This window comes from Paracoccus binzhouensis (genome assembly GCF_016446475.1).
In the GTDB taxonomy this organism is placed as follows: Bacteria; Pseudomonadota; Alphaproteobacteria; order Rhodobacterales; family Rhodobacteraceae; genus Paracoccus; species Paracoccus binzhouensis.
In genome coordinates this window covers 1-17,898 of record NZ_JAEHFP010000091.1, presented here as the reverse complement: position 1 = coordinate 17,898, position 17,898 = coordinate 1, and the positions used below count along the sequence as shown (strand labels likewise).

At 70.4% G+C, this 17,898-nt stretch carries 8 protein-coding genes; all 8 read right to left on the bottom strand.

Annotated elements, in window-relative coordinates:
• Positions 1-1,199 (bottom strand): serine/threonine-protein kinase (locus I9P22_RS17835; RefSeq protein WP_199260841.1); only part of this gene is annotated, 1,199 nt, incomplete at its 3' end.
• 2 nt (positions 1,200-1,201) lie between these two features.
• A complete protein-coding gene (locus I9P22_RS17830; protein ID WP_199260840.1) occupies positions 1,202-1,966 on the bottom strand; it encodes a PP2C family protein-serine/threonine phosphatase in 765 nt (254 codons plus the stop codon).
• Complete coding sequence (tagF, locus tag I9P22_RS17825) at positions 1,963-2,643, bottom strand: type VI secretion system-associated protein TagF (RefSeq protein ID WP_199260839.1); 681 nt, start codon at positions 2,641-2,643, stop codon at positions 1,963-1,965. Before tagF ends, I9P22_RS17830 begins: the two co-directional genes overlap by 4 nt.
• Entirely contained in the window at positions 2,622-6,242 is a 3,621-nt protein-coding gene (gene tssM, locus I9P22_RS17820) for a type VI secretion system membrane subunit TssM (protein ID WP_199260838.1), read from the bottom strand. The genes tagF and tssM overlap by 22 nt, the downstream gene beginning before the upstream one ends.
• The gene (gene icmH / locus I9P22_RS17815; protein ID WP_199260837.1) at positions 6,239-7,918 is read right to left on the bottom strand and encodes a type IVB secretion system protein IcmH/DotU; all 1,680 of its coding nucleotides are present in this window, start codon (positions 7,916-7,918) and stop codon (positions 6,239-6,241) included. Before icmH ends, tssM begins: the two co-directional genes overlap by 4 nt.
• Positions 7,918-9,252, bottom strand: coding sequence for a type VI secretion system baseplate subunit TssK (gene tssK, locus I9P22_RS17810; protein ID WP_199260836.1), 1,335 nt, complete (start codon positions 9,250-9,252; stop codon positions 7,918-7,920). Before tssK ends, icmH begins: the two co-directional genes overlap by 1 nt.
• Before the next feature lie 101 nt (positions 9,253-9,353).
• Complete coding sequence (locus tag I9P22_RS17805; RefSeq protein ID WP_199260835.1) at positions 9,354-15,644, bottom strand: hypothetical protein; 6,291 nt, start codon at positions 15,642-15,644, stop codon at positions 9,354-9,356.
• Between the two features lie 115 nt (positions 15,645-15,759).
• Positions 15,760-17,898, bottom strand: a 2,139-nt coding sequence (locus I9P22_RS17800; protein ID WP_199260834.1) for a M23 family metallopeptidase, incomplete at its 5' end; no start/stop codon positions are given.

Below are 17,898 nucleotides of genomic sequence, written 5' to 3'. Positions count from 1 at the left end.
GGCCAGCGGCCACGGGTCGCCGGCTCGAGCGCCTCGGCGGCCAGGTCCGGCGGCGGCGGCGGCAGGGCGGCGCCGAAGGGACTGGCCGAATGCACCGGCCCGCCCAGGCCCGAGCCGGACCCGAAGCTGCCGGTCAGCCCCTCGGCCACCGGCGGCTCGGCCTCGCCCTGGCTCCACAGCGGCAGGCGATAGCGCGAGGGGATCAGCGACGGGTCGTCCAGCATCCGCAGCACCGCGCCCATGTCGGCCGGCCGCTGCGCCGGGTCTGGCTCCAGCATATGCTGCAGCAACGGAAACAGCCGGTGCGAGATGCCGGTCAGATCCGGGATCCCCTGCCGCGCGGCCGAGGCCGAGACGACGGAATCGCCCATGTCCAGCGGCTTGCCGCGCGCCACCGCCGCGACCAGCAGCGCCAGCCCGTAGACATCGGTGCGCGGCCCGATCTCGCCGCCCCAATGGCCCAGCTGTTCGGGGGCGATATACTTGAACTTGCCGGCGAAGCGCCCGGCCAGCCCGTCGCCCAGCTCGGTCGAGCGGGCGATGCCGAAGTCGATCAGCACCGCCTCGTCGATGCGGTCGTCGCGCAGGATGACGTTGTCGGGCGACAGGTCCCGGTGGGTGACGCCGCGGTCATGCGCCCGCATCAGTCCGGCGCCTATACGGCGCATCAGCGCCAGAACCTCGACCTCGGGCAGCGGGCCGTCCTGCTTCAGCCGGTCGCCCAGATGCCGGCCCTCGACGAATTCCATGATCAGGCAATAGCGGCCCAACCCCGGATCGAGGACGAAGTTGTGATAGCGCACGATGGAATCGTCGCGCAGCTGCACCAGCACGCGGGCCTCGCGGCGGAACATGTCCAGCACCGCCTCGTCATTGGCAAGGCCCGGCAGGATGACCTTGACCGCCACCGGATCGCCGGTGAAGACGTTCTCGGCGCGATAGACCTCGCCCATGCCGCCGGCGCTGACCAGGCCCAGGATGCGATAGTTGTTGTTGATCAGCGTGCCGGGCTCGACCAGCCGGACCTCCGGTCCGGCCGCCTGCGCGGGCCGGGCGGCGACCACCGTCGGATCGGCGCCGGCCATCACCGTGGGCTCGGCGGAAGGCAAATCGGCGGCGGGCGGCTCGGACGCGGCCATGACCGTGCGGTCGGCCGCATCCGGGGCGGCATCGGGCTTGTCGTCCTCCGCCTCGGCCATGGCTATTCCGCGTCCTCGGCCATGCCCGGCAGCGCCAGGCAATCGACCACGATCACGCTGACATTGTCGCGCGCGCCCCGCCGCAGCACTTCCTCGAGCAGCGCCGAGGCAATGGCGGCGGCCGGGCCCGAGCGGCCCAGCATGGCGGCGATCTCGGCATCGTCCAGATGCTCGGTCAGCCCGTCCGAGCAGATCAGGAAGCGGTCGCGGTCCTTGGCCATGCCGGTGACGGTCTCGGGATCGGCGGCGGCGCCGACGCCGATGGCCCGGGTGATGACGTTGCGCCGGCCCGAGCTGCGCGCCTCGGCTTCGGTCATGCGACCGGCGGCGACCAGCATCGCCACCTCGCTGTGATCGCGGGTCAGCCGGGTCAGTGCGTCGTCGCGCAGCAGATAGATGCGGCTGTCGCCGGCCCAGACGCAGGCCAGTTCCGCCTCGTGCAGCAGCAGCGCCGCCACGGTCGAGCCCGCCCCGCCGGCGCCGTTCTGCTGCGCATGGTCCAGGATGCGGCGATGGGCGCGGTCGATGCGCTCGATCACCCGCGCCCGCTGGTCCTGGGCGCTGACCGGCACGCCGAGCGAGGCCAGTTCCTCGGCGATCATGCCGCTGGCCACCTCGCCCGCCGCATGGCCGCCCATGCCGTCCGCCACCGCCCAGAGGCCGTATTCGGGCAGGGCGGCGATGCTGTCCTCGTTATGCGCGCGCTGGCAGCCGCGATCGGTCAGCGCCGCGAAATCATAGGAAAAGACCGGCTGCGGCGTGTTCATGCCTCGACCTCGCGGACCGCGCCGCCGGCAATCAGCCAGCCGATCTCGGGCGGGCTGGGCCAGCCCTGGCAGCAGAGCAGGCCCGACGGCCCCGCATTCTCAGCGGCCGGGAACCACCAATAGCTGCGCGCCGCGGTGGCATGGGCGTGATCGGTGGCGGCCAGCTGCGCCAGCAGCCCTTCGGGCGGCAGCGACGGGTTGGCGGCCCAGAAGCCGGGCCAGCCCGGCGCCGCATCGCCCGGCAGCGGCAGCTCCAGCGCCTGCGCCACCGCGCGCGGATCGAAGCTTTCGGCACCCAGCATGTCCAGAAGCGCGCGATGCGCGGCGCGATAGAAGTCCTGCGCCGCATCCAGCACCGGGGGCGTGCCGCCCGCCTGTGCCACGATCAGCGGAAAGCGCCGGCCGCTGCGGTCGCGCGAGGCCAGCCAGACCCCGCGCAGCGCCTGCCCGGCGCCGGTCAGGGCCGGGCCGATCCAGAAGCAGACCGCCGGCGCGGCGTCGAACTGCGCCTGCCAGTCCGGCCCGGCCGCGTCGCGCCATTGCCCCAGCACCGCCTGCGCCCAGTCGCCGAAGCCCTGCCAGCCCTCGGCCAGCCCGGCCGAGATGAAATCGCCAAATCCCGGGTGCTTGCCGTGGAGTCCGGCCGCACCCGCCGTCAGTCGATGCTCTGCGGACATTGGAAATCCCTGATCTCGGGCATGGTGAAGGGGTTCGTCACCGCGTTGATGGTGAAATCATAGGTGATGTTGCGCCCGCCCAGCATGAAGGTGGCGCGCAGCGTGTCGCCGCGCTGCTCCTTGTAGCGGGCAGCGTCGAGCAATTGCATGAAGGTCCAGGAACTGCCCTCGAAGCGCAGCACGGAATCGCGCGCCAGCGGCGGCGACAGCTGCAGCACCGTGGCCTTGCCGGCGCCCGGCCAGACGATGGTGCGCGGCAGCGAGCCGGTCGCCGTCTCGATCACCGTGTCGTTGATAGCCAGGATCGCCGAGCGCACCGTCGGATGCGCATCGACCTGCGCCACGGTGATCTCGACCGAGGGCGTGGTGCCGCCGCCGGCGAAGAAGGCGCGGCGGACGCGCTCGGCCCGCTCGAACTGCCGCAGGGTGGCGGTGGACAGGCGCCGGGTGATCTCCTTGTCCTCGCGCCATTTCAGCCCCTCGGGGCTGCGCTCGACATAGGGCTCCAGGTATTCGGTGAAATACTTGTCCATCTCGCCCCCCGGCCCGAAGAAGCGGGCGAAATTGTCGATGGACAGGCTGCGCGAGCCGCTGCCGAACGGATAGGCCGAGGCGATGGTGTCGCGGCACATGAAGGTGATGCGGTCGGTCAGCGCCCGGTTCATCACCTCGATCGAGGCGTCCGAGGCGCCCGAGCGGAAATCGCCCTCGGCCTTGGTGACCATGCGCGCCAGCGGGTCGGGCAGCTGCGAATTGTACTGCGTCAACGAGTTCAGCAGCGTCGGCAGCGCGGCGGCCGACTGATCGGGATTGTGCTCGGCCAGGCGCAGGTTTTCCCAGATCGCGCCCAGGTTGCCCAGAAGCGTGTCGATGGGCCGCTTGCCCGGTTCGCCCGCGACCAGAAGCTGCCAGTTCTCGAAGGCTTTCGAGATCGCCTCGATGGGGGCGGTGACGCTGTTGGTCTCCTCCTCGGCCCCGGCACCGGCGCGGCGGGTGCCCTTGCCCTGCTTGCGCATCGCCGCATCCATCAGAATGCGCTGCACCCCGGTCGAGCGCGACTGGATGCGCGAGGCCAGCTGGTCGCCGATGGCCCCCGCCGTGCCGCCGCCCTCGGCCCCGGCCTCGGCGCCGGCCGGCGGCAGCTCGCCTTCCAGCTGCTCGTATTCGCGCGACAGCTGCGTCTGGTCGGCCACCGCCTTGACCAGTTCCAGGATGGGGGAGTTCTGCGCCCCGGCCGCCGTCCCCAGCGCCGCATATTGCGGTTTGTCCGCCACCATCGAGGTCAGGGTCAGGTTGTCCAGCACCTTGGTCCAGGCGGCGATGAACTCGGCGCGGTAGCGGTCCAGCAGGTCGCGGTCCAGCCGCGCCAGCCGGCCCTCGATCTCGTCCGAATTGGCGAAATCGCCCAGCACCCACTGGTCGCGGCGCAACTCCTCGCCCACCACGGCAAGCTGGTCGTAGAAATAGCCCCAGAAACCCTCGTAGGTGTAAAGCCCGGGGATGGTCAGCGTGGCCAGGTCGCTGCCGTCGCGGGTGGCGAAGACCTGGCCGGCCGCACCGCCGCCCGCCGCTTCCAGCAGGTTCCAGTCCGGCAGCCCGGCCGCCACGGCGCCGTCCTTGAGGATCGCATAGGCCTGTTCGTCCAGCGGCAGCTGCGCGATGGCGGCGCGGGCGCGATCCACCGTCGCCTGGTCCAGCGTCACCAGCAGCTCGCGGCGGTCGTCCAGCGCCAGCATGGCCTTCAGGTGCCCGCCAAGTCGGTCGATCATCTCGAGCCCGGTGCGGCCGGGATAGTCCTGCCGCCAGCTTTGCGCGAACCAGGCCTCGATGGCGGGGTCATCGGTCGTCTCGCCCTGCTTGCCCAAGAGCAGGTAGACCTTGAGCGCGCGATAGATCTCGGTCATCTCGCCCGAGGCGATGATCTCGGGCATCCGCCGTTCCAGATCCAGGATCAGCCGCGGGCGCAGCATCCGCTCCAGCGCATTGGAATAGCTGTCGGTCGCGACCTTGTTCAGCCGGTCGCGCTGGGACAGGCCAAAGCCTTCCCACAGGCTGGGTTTCTCGCTGTCGCCATAGCCGGCCGGCATGCTGGCCAGGTCGTTCAGCAGCGGCAGCACCGGCGTCAGGTCCGGGTCGTCGATCACGTCGCGCTGCAGTTCCTCGGCGGCGGCGCGGCGCCAGGCAGCGGTCTCGGCCTCGGCGGTGCGCACCAGCTGCAGGTTCTTCCAGTAGCTGACGCCGATGGCGGTGCCGAGGCCCAGCGTCACCACCGCAATGGCCGCCAAGGCCACGCTGCGCAGCACGAAAGCCCGCCGCACCGCCTTGCGGTCATGCGAGACCCAGCCCTGTTCGGGGAAGATCACCCCGCGCAGCAGGTCGTGGATGAAGAAGCTCTTGCCGCGCCCCGACATGAAGCCCGAGCCGAAGCCCATCCCCGGCTCCTGGATCGCGCCCAGCACCTGGTCGATGGGCGTGCCCTCCTGCGTGCCCGAGGTGAAGTAGAAGCCGCGCAGGATGGCGTTGGTCTTGTAGCGTGTCGGCTCGAACACCCGGCGCAGGAAGCTTGCCACGCTGTCGCGCAGCAGCGCCATCTGTCCCGGCAGGCCGAAGATGGCGATGCGGGCCACGCCGTCGGGTTCCTCGGACAGCCGGTCGATGATCTCGTCCGACAGCCGCGCCACCAGCCGGTCGAATTCCTGCGGCACGGCTTCATGCGTGATCGCCTTGCGATCCCGGGTCTGGAAGGTGACGCCCCAGACCAGCTTGCGCCGATTCAGGCTGAAGCTGCTGAAATATTCGCGGAAACCCGCGATCAGGTCGGCCTTGGTGAACATCACATAGACCGGGAAGTCGATCTTCAGATGTTCGTGCAGTTCCGCCAGCCGGGCGCGCACCGTCTCGGCATGAGCCTGCAGGGTGGCGGCGTCCTCCTTCATCATGTCCTCGACCGAGAAGGACAGGATCACACCGTTGATCGGCCGGTTCGGGCGGGTGCGTTTCAGCAGGTCGAGGAAGGCATCCCAGCTGGCCTTGTCGGCCACCTTGTCGCTGTCCTGCGTGGTATAGCGGCCGGCGGTGTCGATCAGCACCGCATCCTCGGCGAACCAGAAATCCATGTTCCGGGTGCCGCCGAAGCCGCTGATGGCCTGGGTCTGCGCCAACGGGAAATCCAGCCCGGAATTGGCCAGCGCCGTGGTCTTGCCTGCGCCGGGCGGGCCGATGATGACATACCAGGGCAGGTCGTAGAGAGAGGCCGCGCCGCCGGATTTCTTCAGCACCGCCAGGGCTTCGGACATCTTCTCGGCCAGCGCCTTGCCGTCGCCCTCGGGCTCGGGCGGCACCAGCGCCTGCTCGATGGCGCGGGCGGCACGGACGCGGCGGCGCCAGCGCACCAGCAGCACCGCCAGCGTCGTGGCCAGAATCAGCCCGACGATCAGCCCCCGCCAGAAGCGGGACGCCAGGGGCGCCCAGCCGGTCATCGGCCCGCCGAACCAGACCGCCGCGCAAAGCGCCGCGATACCCAGCAGGGTCACGGTCCAGCGCCACCAGCCATGCTTGCTCCAGCGCGGGGTCGGAAGGTAAAAGCCCAGCAGTCTCAATTCGCGGCCTCCTGCGGGGCGGGGGCGTCATAGGTGCCCTCGCGCGCCAGCATGATCTCGACCCGGCGGTTGGCGGCCCGCCCTTCGGGGGTGGCGTTGTCGCCGACGGGATCGTCCTCGCCCCGGCCCTCGGTGCCGACGCGGGCGGGATCCTTCAGCAAGGGCTTCAGCACCTCGGCCACGCCCTCGGCGCGGGCGGCCGAGATCTGGTAATTGTCCTTGAACCGGCCCCGGCCCGAGACCGGCACGTTGTCGGTATGGCCCTCGATCAGGATCGGGCCGGCTTCGGCGTTCAGCACCTCGGCGATGCGGCCGGCCAGCGCGGCGAAGCCCGGTTTCACCGTGACCGAGCCCAGGTCGAACAGCTGCAGGTTGCCGACGCGGATGGCGATATAGTCGCCCTTGGGCTCGACCGAGACGCGGCCGTCGGCGATCTCGGCGGCGAAGGCGTCGCGCAGGCGCTGCAGCTGCGGGATCTCGGCCACATAGACCTCGCCCGGGCTGCGGTCGATCTGGATCACCGGGGCATCCAGCGCCACGCCGCGCAGGTCCTCGGCCGCCACCGCCGCGTCGCGGTTGATCAGCGTCAGCAGCGTCGCGAAACCGGCGACCAGCGCCACGGCGGCGATGCCCGCCACCGCCGGCACCGGGATGGCGCCGAAGCGGCGGCCGCGATCCTGCACCACCGGCTGCCACATGACGGAAATATCTTCGTCCGGGCGCGGATGAACCCGGCGCAGGCTTTCATAGATGGCGCTGCGGATGCGCGAGAGTTCCGCCGCGCCGTTGGGCATGGTGCGGAACTGGCCCTCGAAGCCCAGCGACAGGCAGACCAGCATCAGCTCAAGCAGGTTCCAGTTCTGCGCCGGGGCATAGAGCGCCTTCTCGGCCTCCTGGAAAAAACCGACACCGGAATCGCGCTTGTGGAAGAAGCGCGCGACCATGGAATATTGCTGCCAGTTGCCGCGGTCGGCGCCGGGCAGGTTCTGCACGATGTCGTCGGCGGTGCCGGACAGCGCGTATTTCGCCACCAGCGCCTCGTGCGGGTTGACGCCGGCGGCGACGGCATTGCGCTCGAAGCGGTCGATCTCGCGGGTGACATGCTCCATCAGCGGCGCGACCTGCAATTCCACCAGCCCGGTGCGCAGCCGCCCGAGCAGGATCAGCAGCGGCGCGGCGGCGGCGATCAGCGGGTTCGCGGAACTGGCCGCGCCGAGTTCGCGCACCTGCATCGCCTGCGCCTGGGGGATGCGCGGTGCGACGCGGGCCTGCGGGGCTTGCTGCGTGGCGATGTCGGGAAAGAAGCCGCGCTGGTCCGGCCCCGCCGCCCGCCCGATCTGCGAGGGATCGGCCGGGCCGAAAGGGCTGTGCCCGCCCTGCCCTTGCCCCGGCGGCTGGTAGGCGCCGGGATAGCCCTGATAGCCGGGCTGCGGTTGCGGCTGCGCCGGGCGGGCGGGTCCGCCGATCCAGGTCTGGCCCTCGGCCGGCTGGTTGCCCCAGCCCTGCCCCGGCGGCTGTCCGAAGGGCGAGCCCGAGCCGCCACCCGGCCCGCCGATCACCGTGCGGCCGTCATCCTGCCCCGGCACCGGCCGCGACCAGGCGTCCTGCGGGCGCTGGCCCGGGCTGGCCGGGCCGCCGAATACCGTCTTGTCGCGGTCGTCCTCCTTGCCCGCCATCACGACCTCTCGGGCACGGCCCACAGTTCCAGTTTCAGGTTCGGCCAGTCGCCGGCGAAATGCATGCCGATGGCCGTCGCGGTCGAGAATTCACGCCACAGCGGCGAATTGCGCTCCAGCCGGAAATAGACGTTCGAGGACAGCACCCGGATCTGCCGCGGCGGGTTCGGCAGGTGCTGAAGCGCGATGCCGGGCAGGTTGTTGTTGACGATTTCCGACATGCGGGTGTTCGGCCCGACCTTGCAAAGCTCGGGGAACTGCATCTGCACCTGCGACAGCGGCTTGGCGCTTTCGACCTCGATGATGAAGGTGGCCTCGCGGAACAGGTTGCGATCGGCGACGGCCGCCAGATAGGAGTTCTGCCGCACCTGCTGCAGGGGCAGCCGGATCGCCCGGCCGACGTCGCGCGACAGCAGGCGCTGGATGTCGGCCACGATCTGGCCGAAGCTTTCCTTGGGGTTTTCGTGGTCATAGGCCGGGTAATCCGGCGCATGGCGGCTGGCGCTGTCGAAGCTGGCCAGTTCGCCCGCCAGCGCGACCAGCTCGCGATACAGCGCCTCGGGATGCACGGCCAGCGTCCGCGACAGGTGGCGCAAGACGCCGATCTGGCGGTTCAGCACCATCAGCATCAGGTAGTCGCTGGCCTGCAAGCCGCCCCCGGCCGAGGGGTCGGTGGCATAGCGCGACAGGCTTTCCAGCCGCGCCTCGATCCAGCCGATCACGCGGGTCAGGTAGCCCATGACCTGCGGATGCGCGCCGATGACCAGCGCGGGCGGCGGAAAGGTCTCGTCCAGCGTCACCACGCCGTCGCGCACCTCGGCGATGCGGGCCAGGCGGATGTTCTGGTAGCCGGGGCGCGGGGTCTTGCGAATGGCGATCTCCAGCCGGGGCACGGCCAGTTCCAGCACCTGCTCGATCCGCGCCGAGGAGGCGCTGTCGCTGACCGTCTCGGTCACGATGCCCCAGCGGGTCGTCGCGCCCTCGTCCTCATAGGGGGCGGCGTCGCGCATGTTGGGGCTTGAATCCGGCAGGGTCAGCCAGACGAATTGCCCGGCCGCGTCGTCCGGCACCCGCACCGGCACCGGCAGCGGCCCGGTGCCCGGCGCGTCGAAGGGCGTGCCGTCGGGCATGATCCCGGCCACGGCGCGCAGCGCGATCATGCCCTGCTGCGCCTGGTCGCGGTCCAGCACCAGCTCGCCCACGCCCCAGGGATAGGGGGTGATCAGCCGGGTGCGGGCCTGGACCAGATGCTCGTGATAGCGGTCGGCCTGCTGCAGATGCTGCGGCTGCAGGAACAGCCCTTCTTTCCAGGCGACCTTGCTGAACCAGGACATGCGTCACCGACTCCCGTTCTTGTTCGCTTCGATCCGGCGGATGCCCGGACCGGACCCGCAGCGGTTGTGCCAACCTAGCCGCGGGTCCGGTCCGAGGCCAGTCAGAATTGCCAGCGGAACTGGCCCGAGACGCCGACGCTGTCCAGCCGGTCGCCAAAGCGGGCGTCGATCCGCGCCCCGGCACTGATCTGCCGGCCGCGGGCCTCCGGCCCCAGCACCTTGACCCAGTTCGCGCCGACGCTGATCTCGCCATAGGCGCCCAGGTTCTCGGATTTCAGCACCTGCGGCTCGAAATCCGGGTCGTCCGAGGCAAAGACCGACACGGTCGGATCGGCGAAATCCTTGTACCAGGTGCCGGTGGCGAAGGCGTAAAGCGCCGAATTCCGCTGCTCCTGCACGAAGGTCTTGGCCACGGTGGCACCGGCGAAGCCGATCTTGCGGGTGCTGTCCTTGAAGCTCAGCCGATAGCCGTCCTCGAAGGGGATGGAATCGGTGGACATCTTCGACCAGGCGAAGCCCATGGTCGGCAGCACCGCCCAGCCGCTGTCGCCAATCGGCACGGCATAGCTGATCGAGCCGCTGAGCGTCTGCGCGTCGCTGGAAAAGTCGGTCTCGTCCAGGCCCAGGCCCGTGTAGCCGGGCAGCGGATCGTTGGCGATGGTGAAGTCGGTGCGCTCGTAGCGGTATTGCAGGTCGGCCTGGAAGCGCTCGCGCGTCGCGGTGGCGTAGATGCCGGCATAGCGCTGCTCGAAATCGGTCGAGGTATAGGAGGTCAGGATCGCCGTCAGGTCCTGCGAGTTGTTGGGATTGATCGCATAGACCGGCTGGCTGGTCGAGCCGCGGTTGATGCCGCCCAGCACCCCGAAGGCCATGTCCCAACCGCCGAAACGGTCGTCGAAACAGGCCAGGTCGGTGCCGACCTGCATGCCGTAGTAATCGGCCTTGACCTCGCTTGCGACCTTGCTGATGCCGTTGTCGGTCGTGCCGTTCGCCGTGGCATGGCCGCCGACGGCCCGGCCCCAGCTGCCGATGCCGCAGGGCTTTTCCTTGTCCTCATAGGCCAGCGAGGTGACGAAGGGGCTGGTCGGCCGGTTCACCACCGAGCCGATCAGCGACTGCACCAGCGCCACGTTTCCGAAGATCGCGCCCATGGCCGGGTTCAGCTGGCTGACCAGATCCAGGTTGCCCAGCCCGCCCTCGCGCTCGACCGAATAGACGATGCGCTCGGAACCGGCCGGCAGTTCGTCATGGCGGAAGACGAAGTCGTTCTGCGCGCCGAAGGATTCGTCCACGTCGATCAGCGTCACCCGCTCGCCGGATTGCGGGATGGTGTCGCGGTCGCCCAGGTCGAAGCTGAGGTAATAGCTGCCGCGCGCCGCGCCGCCGTCCACCACGATACGGTCGGCGGTCATGTCGCGCAGGTTCACGTCCAGCGCATAGGTGCCGCTGCCCGACAGCCCGCCCACGGTCAGCACGCCGCCGGTGCTGTCATCCTCGAGGTCGATGGTGCCGTCGTTGGTCACCGTGCCGGTCACGTGTGCCTGGGTTCCCGAGGCATCGAGGATGCCGTGGTTCACCAGCGCCCCGTCCAGCGCGCCCGCCAATGTCAGCGTGCTGTCCGAGCCCACCATCGTGCGCGCCGCCGCGATCTGGCTGCCGGCGCCGATGGCGTGGTCGGCGTTCAGGACGAAGTCACCGCCGATGGCCAGCCCGTTCCGGGTCGTCAGCGCGCCGCCGTCATAGATCAGGTCGCCGGTGACCCGGCCGCCCAGCGTCGCGCTGCCCGAGGTCTGCAGCGTGCCGTCCAGCGTGCCGGTCTGCTCCAGCGTGCCCTCGTTCAGCAGGTCGCCCCGCAGCGTGCCGAGCAGCGAGAAGCTGGCACCGGCGGCGTTCAGGCTGGCTGTGCCGGCCTCGGTGATCAGGGTCGAGCCCGAGGCGACCTCGATCCCGGCCCCGGATTCGTTGCGCAGCCCGCCTTGGATGGTCGCGGTGTCGCGGGTGGTCAGGGTGCCGGACTGGTTGATCAGCCCGCCGGCCACGGTGCCGCCCAGCCGCAGCAGCGATTCGTTGGTCACCGTGCCGCCGATACGGCCGCTCCAGTCGGTCGTGCCGCGGTTCAGGACCGAGCCGGTGATGGTGCCGGCGCCGGCAAGCCGGCCGGCATTGGCCAGCGATCCTGCCAGCGTGCCCTCCACTGTCAGTTCGCCGCCCGCCAGGTTCTGGGCGGCGGCCGGGACCGCCGATCCCGCCGCGTCGGGATCGGCCATGGTCAGGCTGTTCGATGCGGCGATGGTGGCGGTGCCGGCGTTGACGAAGCCCTCGGCGGCCAGCGCGCCGCTGACATGCAGGGCGCCGGCCGCCAGGTTCTCGACCGTGCCGGCGCGGCCGCCGATCCGGGCGGTGCCGGCGTTCTGCAGGACGCCTTCGATGGTGCCCTGCCCGGTCAGCGTCCCCAGGTTGCCGACATCGCCGCGCAGCGTGCCGTCGCTCAGCGTGACCGTGCCGCCGGCGCGGTTCAGCAGGTCAGCCTCCAGCGTACCCGCCAGGCCCAGCCGGTCGTTGTTCTGCACCGTCGCAGCCGAGCGCAGCAGGCTGCCGGCGCCGATCGAGACGATCTCGTCATTGACCAGCTGGCCGATGGTCAGCGCGCCATTCGCGGTCAGGGTGCCGCTGTTGCGCAGCAGCCCGGTGACGCGGCCGGAGCCCGACAGCGTGCCACTGTTGGCGACGCCGCCGTCGATGGTGCCGGAAAGCGTCGTGGTGGCGCGGTTGTCCAGCGCGCCGGTCAGCGTTCCGGCCACGGTCAGCCGGTCGCGGTTCAGCAGCGCGTCGCCGGTGGTCAGCGTCCGGCCCGCCGCGATCTCTGCCACCTCGTCATTGACCAGCGTCCCGACCGCCAGGTCGCCCGACAGGCCCAGTGTGCCGCTGTTCTCCAGCCGCCCGACCTGCCCGGCGATGGTGGCCCGGCCGCTGTTCGCCAGCGTGCCGGCGATGGCGCCGTTGCCGGTCAGCGTGCCGCTGTTGGTCAGCCCGCCGGCCACGGTGCCGCCGGCAAGCGTGGTGGTGGCGAGGTTGTGCAGATCGCCCTGCAGCGTGCCGGCCAGGTTCACGCTGCCGTTGTTGACGACGGCGCTGTCCGAATGCAGGCTGCTGCCGCCCGCCACGTTCAGCCGTTCGTTGTTGGTCAGCGCCGCGACGCTCAGCGCACCGCTGCTGGTCAGGCTGCCGTCATTCGTCACCGCCCCGGTCACCCGGCCGCCGATGGTGGCGGTGTCGGTATTCGCCAGCGTGCCCTCGATGGTGCCGCTGCCGGTCAGGCTGCCGCCATTGGTGACGTCGCCGGCGATGGTGCCGCCGCTCAGCGCGGCGGTGCCCGTGTTCACCAGGTCGGCGGCCAGCCGGCCCGCCACCCGCAGCTGGTTGCCGTTCTGCACCGCCGTGTCGGATTGCAGCGTGCTGCCCGAGGCGACATCCACGGTGCCGCTGTTCGCCAGCGAGGCGGTGCTGAGCGTACCCGCGGATTCCAGCCGGCCGCTATTGGTCACGCCCGCCGCCAGCCGGCCGCCGATGGTGGCGCTGCCGCTGTTGGTCAGGGCGCCGGTGATGGTGCCGGAGCCGGTCATCTCGCCGGCATTGCCGACCGCGCCGGTCACCGCGCCGCCGTTCAGCGTCACCTGGCCGCCGGCATTGTTCCTCAGCGCCGCGTCGAGCTGGCCGGCCACCGTCAGCCGGTCGTTGTTCTGCACCGTCGTGGCCGAGCGCAGCACGCCGCTGCTGGCGACATTGACCAGCCCGTCATTGACCAGCCCGGCGACGCCCAGCGTGCCGTTCTGGTTGATGGTGCCGGTGTTGGCGACCTGGCCCACGACCTGGCCGCTCATCGCCATGGTGCCGCTGTTCGTCACCGCGCCCGAGATCGTGCCGTTGCCCTGCAACTGCCCGCTGTTGGTCACCGCGCCGCCCAGCGTGCCGCCCGCCAGCACGGCGGTGCCGGAATTGTCCAGACCGGCATCCAGCGTGCCCGCGACGGTCAGGTCGGCCTGGTTGTCGACCGTACTGGCCGAGGTCAGCGTCCCTGCGACGGTCATCTCGCCGTCGCCCTGGTTCACCACGCTCTGGACCGAGGCCGAGGCGCCGCTGGTGATGGTGAAACTGCCCTCGTTGGTCAGCGCATCGACATTGGTCATGGCACCGGCGGAATCGCCGTCGGTCTCGATCCTGAAGGTGCCGAGGTTGCCGATATCGTTGCCGCGCACGTCCAGCCCGGCCGAGACCGTGACCTCGCCCATGCTGTCATTGGTCAGGTTGCCGTCCAGGAAGGTGTCCTGGTCATAGATGATGGTGCTGCGGTTCAGCAGATCGCCGATGACGTTCACGTTGTTCACCACCGCGCCGTCCTCGACCGCGACCAGGTCGGCGACGATGGTCATCTCCGAGGGGGTGCTGCCGGTATTGGTGCCGTCCACCACGCCCGAATTGGTGAAGATGCCGTCAACGGTCAGCGTCACGTCCCCGGCCGTACCGTCCAGCGTCAGGTTCGAGCGGTTGGTCAGGTCCCCGGTGACACGCGACGAGGCATTGACCTGCATCGAGCCGTGGTTGGTGACACTGCCCGAGATCTGGCCTCCGTCCAGCACCAGGTCCGCGCTGTTGGCCAGATCCCCCGTGACCTGCGACGCGGCATCGACCTGCATGGTGCCGTCGTTGGTGACATTGCCGGTCAACGTGGCCCCGGTCAGCGCCAGGGTGGCGCCGCTGTTGTTCCGGATGCCGTCGCTGCCGGTCACCGTCACCGCGCCGGCGACATTCAGCGTGCCGTCGTTCGAAATGCGCTCGTCCGCGGTCAGGGTATGGCCGGCACCGACCGTGGTGGTGCCGTCGTTGTCCAGCCGGCCCACGCGCAGGTTTCCGGTCGTGGTCAGGCTGTCGCTGTTGTCCAGCGTGCCGGTGACGCGGCCATGCCCGGTCATGGTGGCGTCGTTCTGCACATCGCCATCGACCGTGCCGCCCCGCAGCGCCGTGGTGCCTGCCTCGTTCAGCAGGTCGCCGGTCAGCGTGCCGTCGATATTGGTCCGGCCGCGGTTCTCGACCGTCTCATCGGCGGTCAGCTCATGCCCGGCGCCGATGGTGGTGGTGCCGGCGGCCTCGGTGACCAGATGCCCCACGCGCACGTCGCCCGCCGTAGTCACGGTATGCGCATTCGACAGCCGGGCAAGGATCTGCCCGGCGATCTGCATGCTGCCGGCATTGTCGATGGGACCGCCGATGACGGCGTCCTCGCCCATGGTCACGGTGCCGGTGGCGGTATTGTCGAGCCCACCCGCCAAGTTGCCCTCCACGGTCAGCTGGGCGTTGTTCTGCAGCGCCGAGCCGACGGCCTCCAGCCGGTTCCCCGCCCCGATCGCCACCGTGCCGTCATTGGTCATGCTGCCGACGACCATGTTGCTGCCGGCCGTGACCGTGCCGGTATTGGTGACATGCCCGGCGATGGTGCCTTCACCGCCCAGCGTGCCGGCATTGGCCAGGTCGCCCTCCAGCCGGCCGTTGTTCAGCCTGAGACGCCCGTCGACGGTCGTGTTGACATCGCCGTCGATCTCGCCCGTCAGAACAAGCGTGCCGCTGTTTTCCAGCGTGTTCTCGACCTCCAGCGTCCAGCCGTCCACCACGGTCAACCGGGCGCCGGCACGGTTGGTCAGATTTTCGACACTGCTCGCCCCTACGACGAACGCTTCTGCGGTGTTGTCGACCAGGCCATCCACATTGCCGCGCAGGTAAAGCGAGCCCGTGTTCACGACGTCGCCATTGAGCGTATCCCGGATCGAGAGGAAATTGCCGTTGGCGACATTACCGTCATGCCTGCCCCAGAGGATCAGGTTCCCGCTGCTGGTGATGTCGCCCGAACTGTCGCCGCGCAGGATCAGGCTGCCGGGACCCGTCACGTTCATGTCGCCCTCGACGTCGGCGGACACCCGCAGCGTCGACCCTTCCGCGACGGAAAAGGCCAACGAGCCTCCGCCCGCCCGCAGGGTGCCGTCCTCCAGCGCGAAATTGCCCTGCTCGACGGTCAGCCCGCCGGCGTCGACCGTGCCGAAGATATCCAGGGTGATGTAGTCATCCGGGTCGTCGACCGGCCCACGCAGCACGCCGATCTCGGTCGAAGGCAGCGTGTCCGCGTTCTCGCCGTTCTCGTCGGTCCAGATGTCGCTCCACGATGCCCAATCGCCATCCTCGACCTCGATCTCGCCATCGCCGGGATCGACGTTGTCGAGATACATCTCGGCCCGCGCTGCGCCGGGACAGAACGGCAGCCCGGCCAGCGAGATCAGCGCGGTCGTCAGGAACAACTGAGAGCGGACAAAGCGCCGCATCGGCGTGATGAAAACTGGCAGCATCGGCAATGTCTACTTTTTGCAAGGAAGCAGGGCACAGGGGAATATGGTTAAAAGGGTTACTTTGGCCTGCCCCGTCTGCACAAGCCCCATCGGCCGGAACGGCCGATTTTCGCGCTCAACCCTGGCCTTTGCGCCGCAGCCGGTCCATTTCGGCGACGAAGGCGCGCAATTCGGCGGTCAGCGGCCGTTCGGGCATGGTCTCGACCAGCGCCGCGGCGCCGGCCGGGCCGCTCATGCGGCGCTCGGCCCAGTTGCGCAGGTCGGCGATGGACCAGCGCCGCAGGAAGGGGTTCGCCCCGACCACCGCCGGCCCCATCACGCTTTCCACCGATTGCGCCGGGTCGGCGCGCAGCGCCAGATCGGCGCCGGCGGGACCCAGGAAATGCGCCAGATACAGCCGCCCGGCCGAGATGCCGTGGCCACGCGCCCGCAGATAAGCCTCGTTCTCTTGCGCCAGATGCCGGACCATCTGCCGCGACAACGCCGGGTCAAGCCGCAGGTCCAGAAGCTCGCGCGGACTCAGCGTCGCGACCAGGTCCGGGCGATAGCTGCGCATCATCCGCAGCCAAGTGCCCTCGATGAACTGGCCGAGGCCCGTCGCGGTCGAGCGCGGGTTCTTCGCCGCCGCGTCGCCGCCACTTTCCACCCGGATGATGTGGCCGATGAGCGATTCGATGGATTCCGAGGCCAGCACCTCGCCGCCGCCGCCCAGCATGGGCAGGGGATCGACCGGCTGGCCGTTCTGCAGAAGCTGGAACGCGAGGCCCGGCTCGGAGCGGCCGGACGGCAGGCCGGCCCGGCCCAGCACCGCGCCGCGGGCGATCTCGGCCCCCCGGACGACATCGGGCGCGGTGGTGGCAAGACCGAGATAGCGGCTGACCAGCCCGCCCGCATGGGTGATCTCGACCGAATCGCCGTCCAGCGCGGTGACGCGCCCGGCGGCGGCGGCCAGGACCGGGCTGCCCTGCGGCGCCGTCCAGACCACTTGTCCGCGGCCTTCCCCGGCGCCGCCCTCGGCCCCGGCCGCGGGCGGAACGAAACGCTGCGACAACACGCCGCCCACCGGCTGCAACAGCCCCGCCGAGCCGTCCGGCCGCCGGATGCGCGCCCCGGGCGCGTAGCATTCGAACCCCTCATCGGCCGGCACGACATAGCAGGGCTTGTCGCCCGAGGGGCCGCTGATGCCCACGAACAGCACCGCGCCCGGCCGGTCGGCGGCGCCGTCGGCATAGATCAGCGTCAGCCGGTCCTCGGGATCGGCATAGCCGTCCAGGTCGAAGATCTGCGACATCAGCGCCAGCGCCTCGCCGATGACCTCGGGCGGCACGTCGCCGCGCAGCGCCGCCGAATAGATCACGTCCAGCAGCCGCTGCTGGCCCTGCGGCGCAGGCCCGCCGGCGCGCGCCATGGCGTCCTGCAAGAGCGGCTGGTCGGCCCAGGCATCGGCCGCCGCCACCAGCTGGCCGGCCGCCGACAGCGCCAGTGAGCCCAGATAGCCCTGGGGACCGTAAAGCGACAGCTGGACCACCTCGCGGCCGCCGTCCCGGGGCCGCCAGCGCAGCGCCAGCACGGCGCCGCGCGGCAACTCGTCCGGCAGGGAAAGTTGGCCTTGCAGCCGCTCGGCCAGGCGGGTCGCGCTGTCGGCGCCGAAGCCGTTCTCGGCCAGCAGCGCCTGGACCGTGGTGTCGCGCGCGGTCTCAAGGATGGTCTCGCGCCACAGCGGCGTGCGGTTGGCGGCGTCGCGCAGGAAGACGATGCCCGAGGCGGGATCGGGCTGGGAGGTGCCGGGGCCCGGCAGGGACAGGCTGGCGTTCATCAGCCGCTCGCGGCTGCGTTCCGCCTGGAACAGCGCGAATTCCTCGCGCGTCGAGGGCAGCGCGGCGACCAGCTGCCGGTCCCGCGGCACCAGCGCGCTGTCCAGCAGCGCCAGTTGCACCGCCCGCCCCGGCACCCGCCCCGATGCGGCCAGCGCCGCCGGCGCCGGCAGCCGCCGCGTGCCTTCACCCTCGCCCGCCTCGGGCGCGGGGATGATGATCGGGTCGCCGGGAATGTCGGTGAAGGTGTCGCCGCGCACCACCGGGGCGATGTCGAACTGCGATTCCACCTGCACCATCGCCTGCTCGTCATCCGGCGCCAGCAGGGCCGACAGGCGCGGCGCCAGAACCGGCCAGGACCAGGCCCCCAGCCCGGCCAGCACCAGCGCCACCGCCCCGCCCCGCAGGGCCGAGACGCGGCGGCGGCGGCGGCGCGCGCC

Excerpts from the sequence above, each read along its gene's own strand:
- I9P22_RS17830 (WP_199260840.1), bottom strand. The coding sequence starts at position 1,966 with ATGAACACGCCGCAGCCGGTCTTTTCCTATGATTTCGCGGCGCTGACC.
- tagF (WP_199260839.1), bottom strand. The coding sequence starts at position 2,643 with ATGTCCGCAGAGCATCGACTGACGGCGGGTGCGGCCGGACTCCACGGC.
- icmH (WP_199260837.1), bottom strand. The coding sequence starts at position 7,918 with ATGGCGGGCAAGGAGGACGACCGCGACAAGACGGTATTCGGCGGCCCG.
- tssK (WP_199260836.1), bottom strand. The coding sequence starts at position 9,252 with ATGTCCTGGTTCAGCAAGGTCGCCTGGAAAGAAGGGCTGTTCCTGCAG.
- I9P22_RS17805 (WP_199260835.1), bottom strand. The coding sequence starts at position 15,644 with ATGCTGCCAGTTTTCATCACGCCGATGCGGCGCTTTGTCCGCTCTCAG.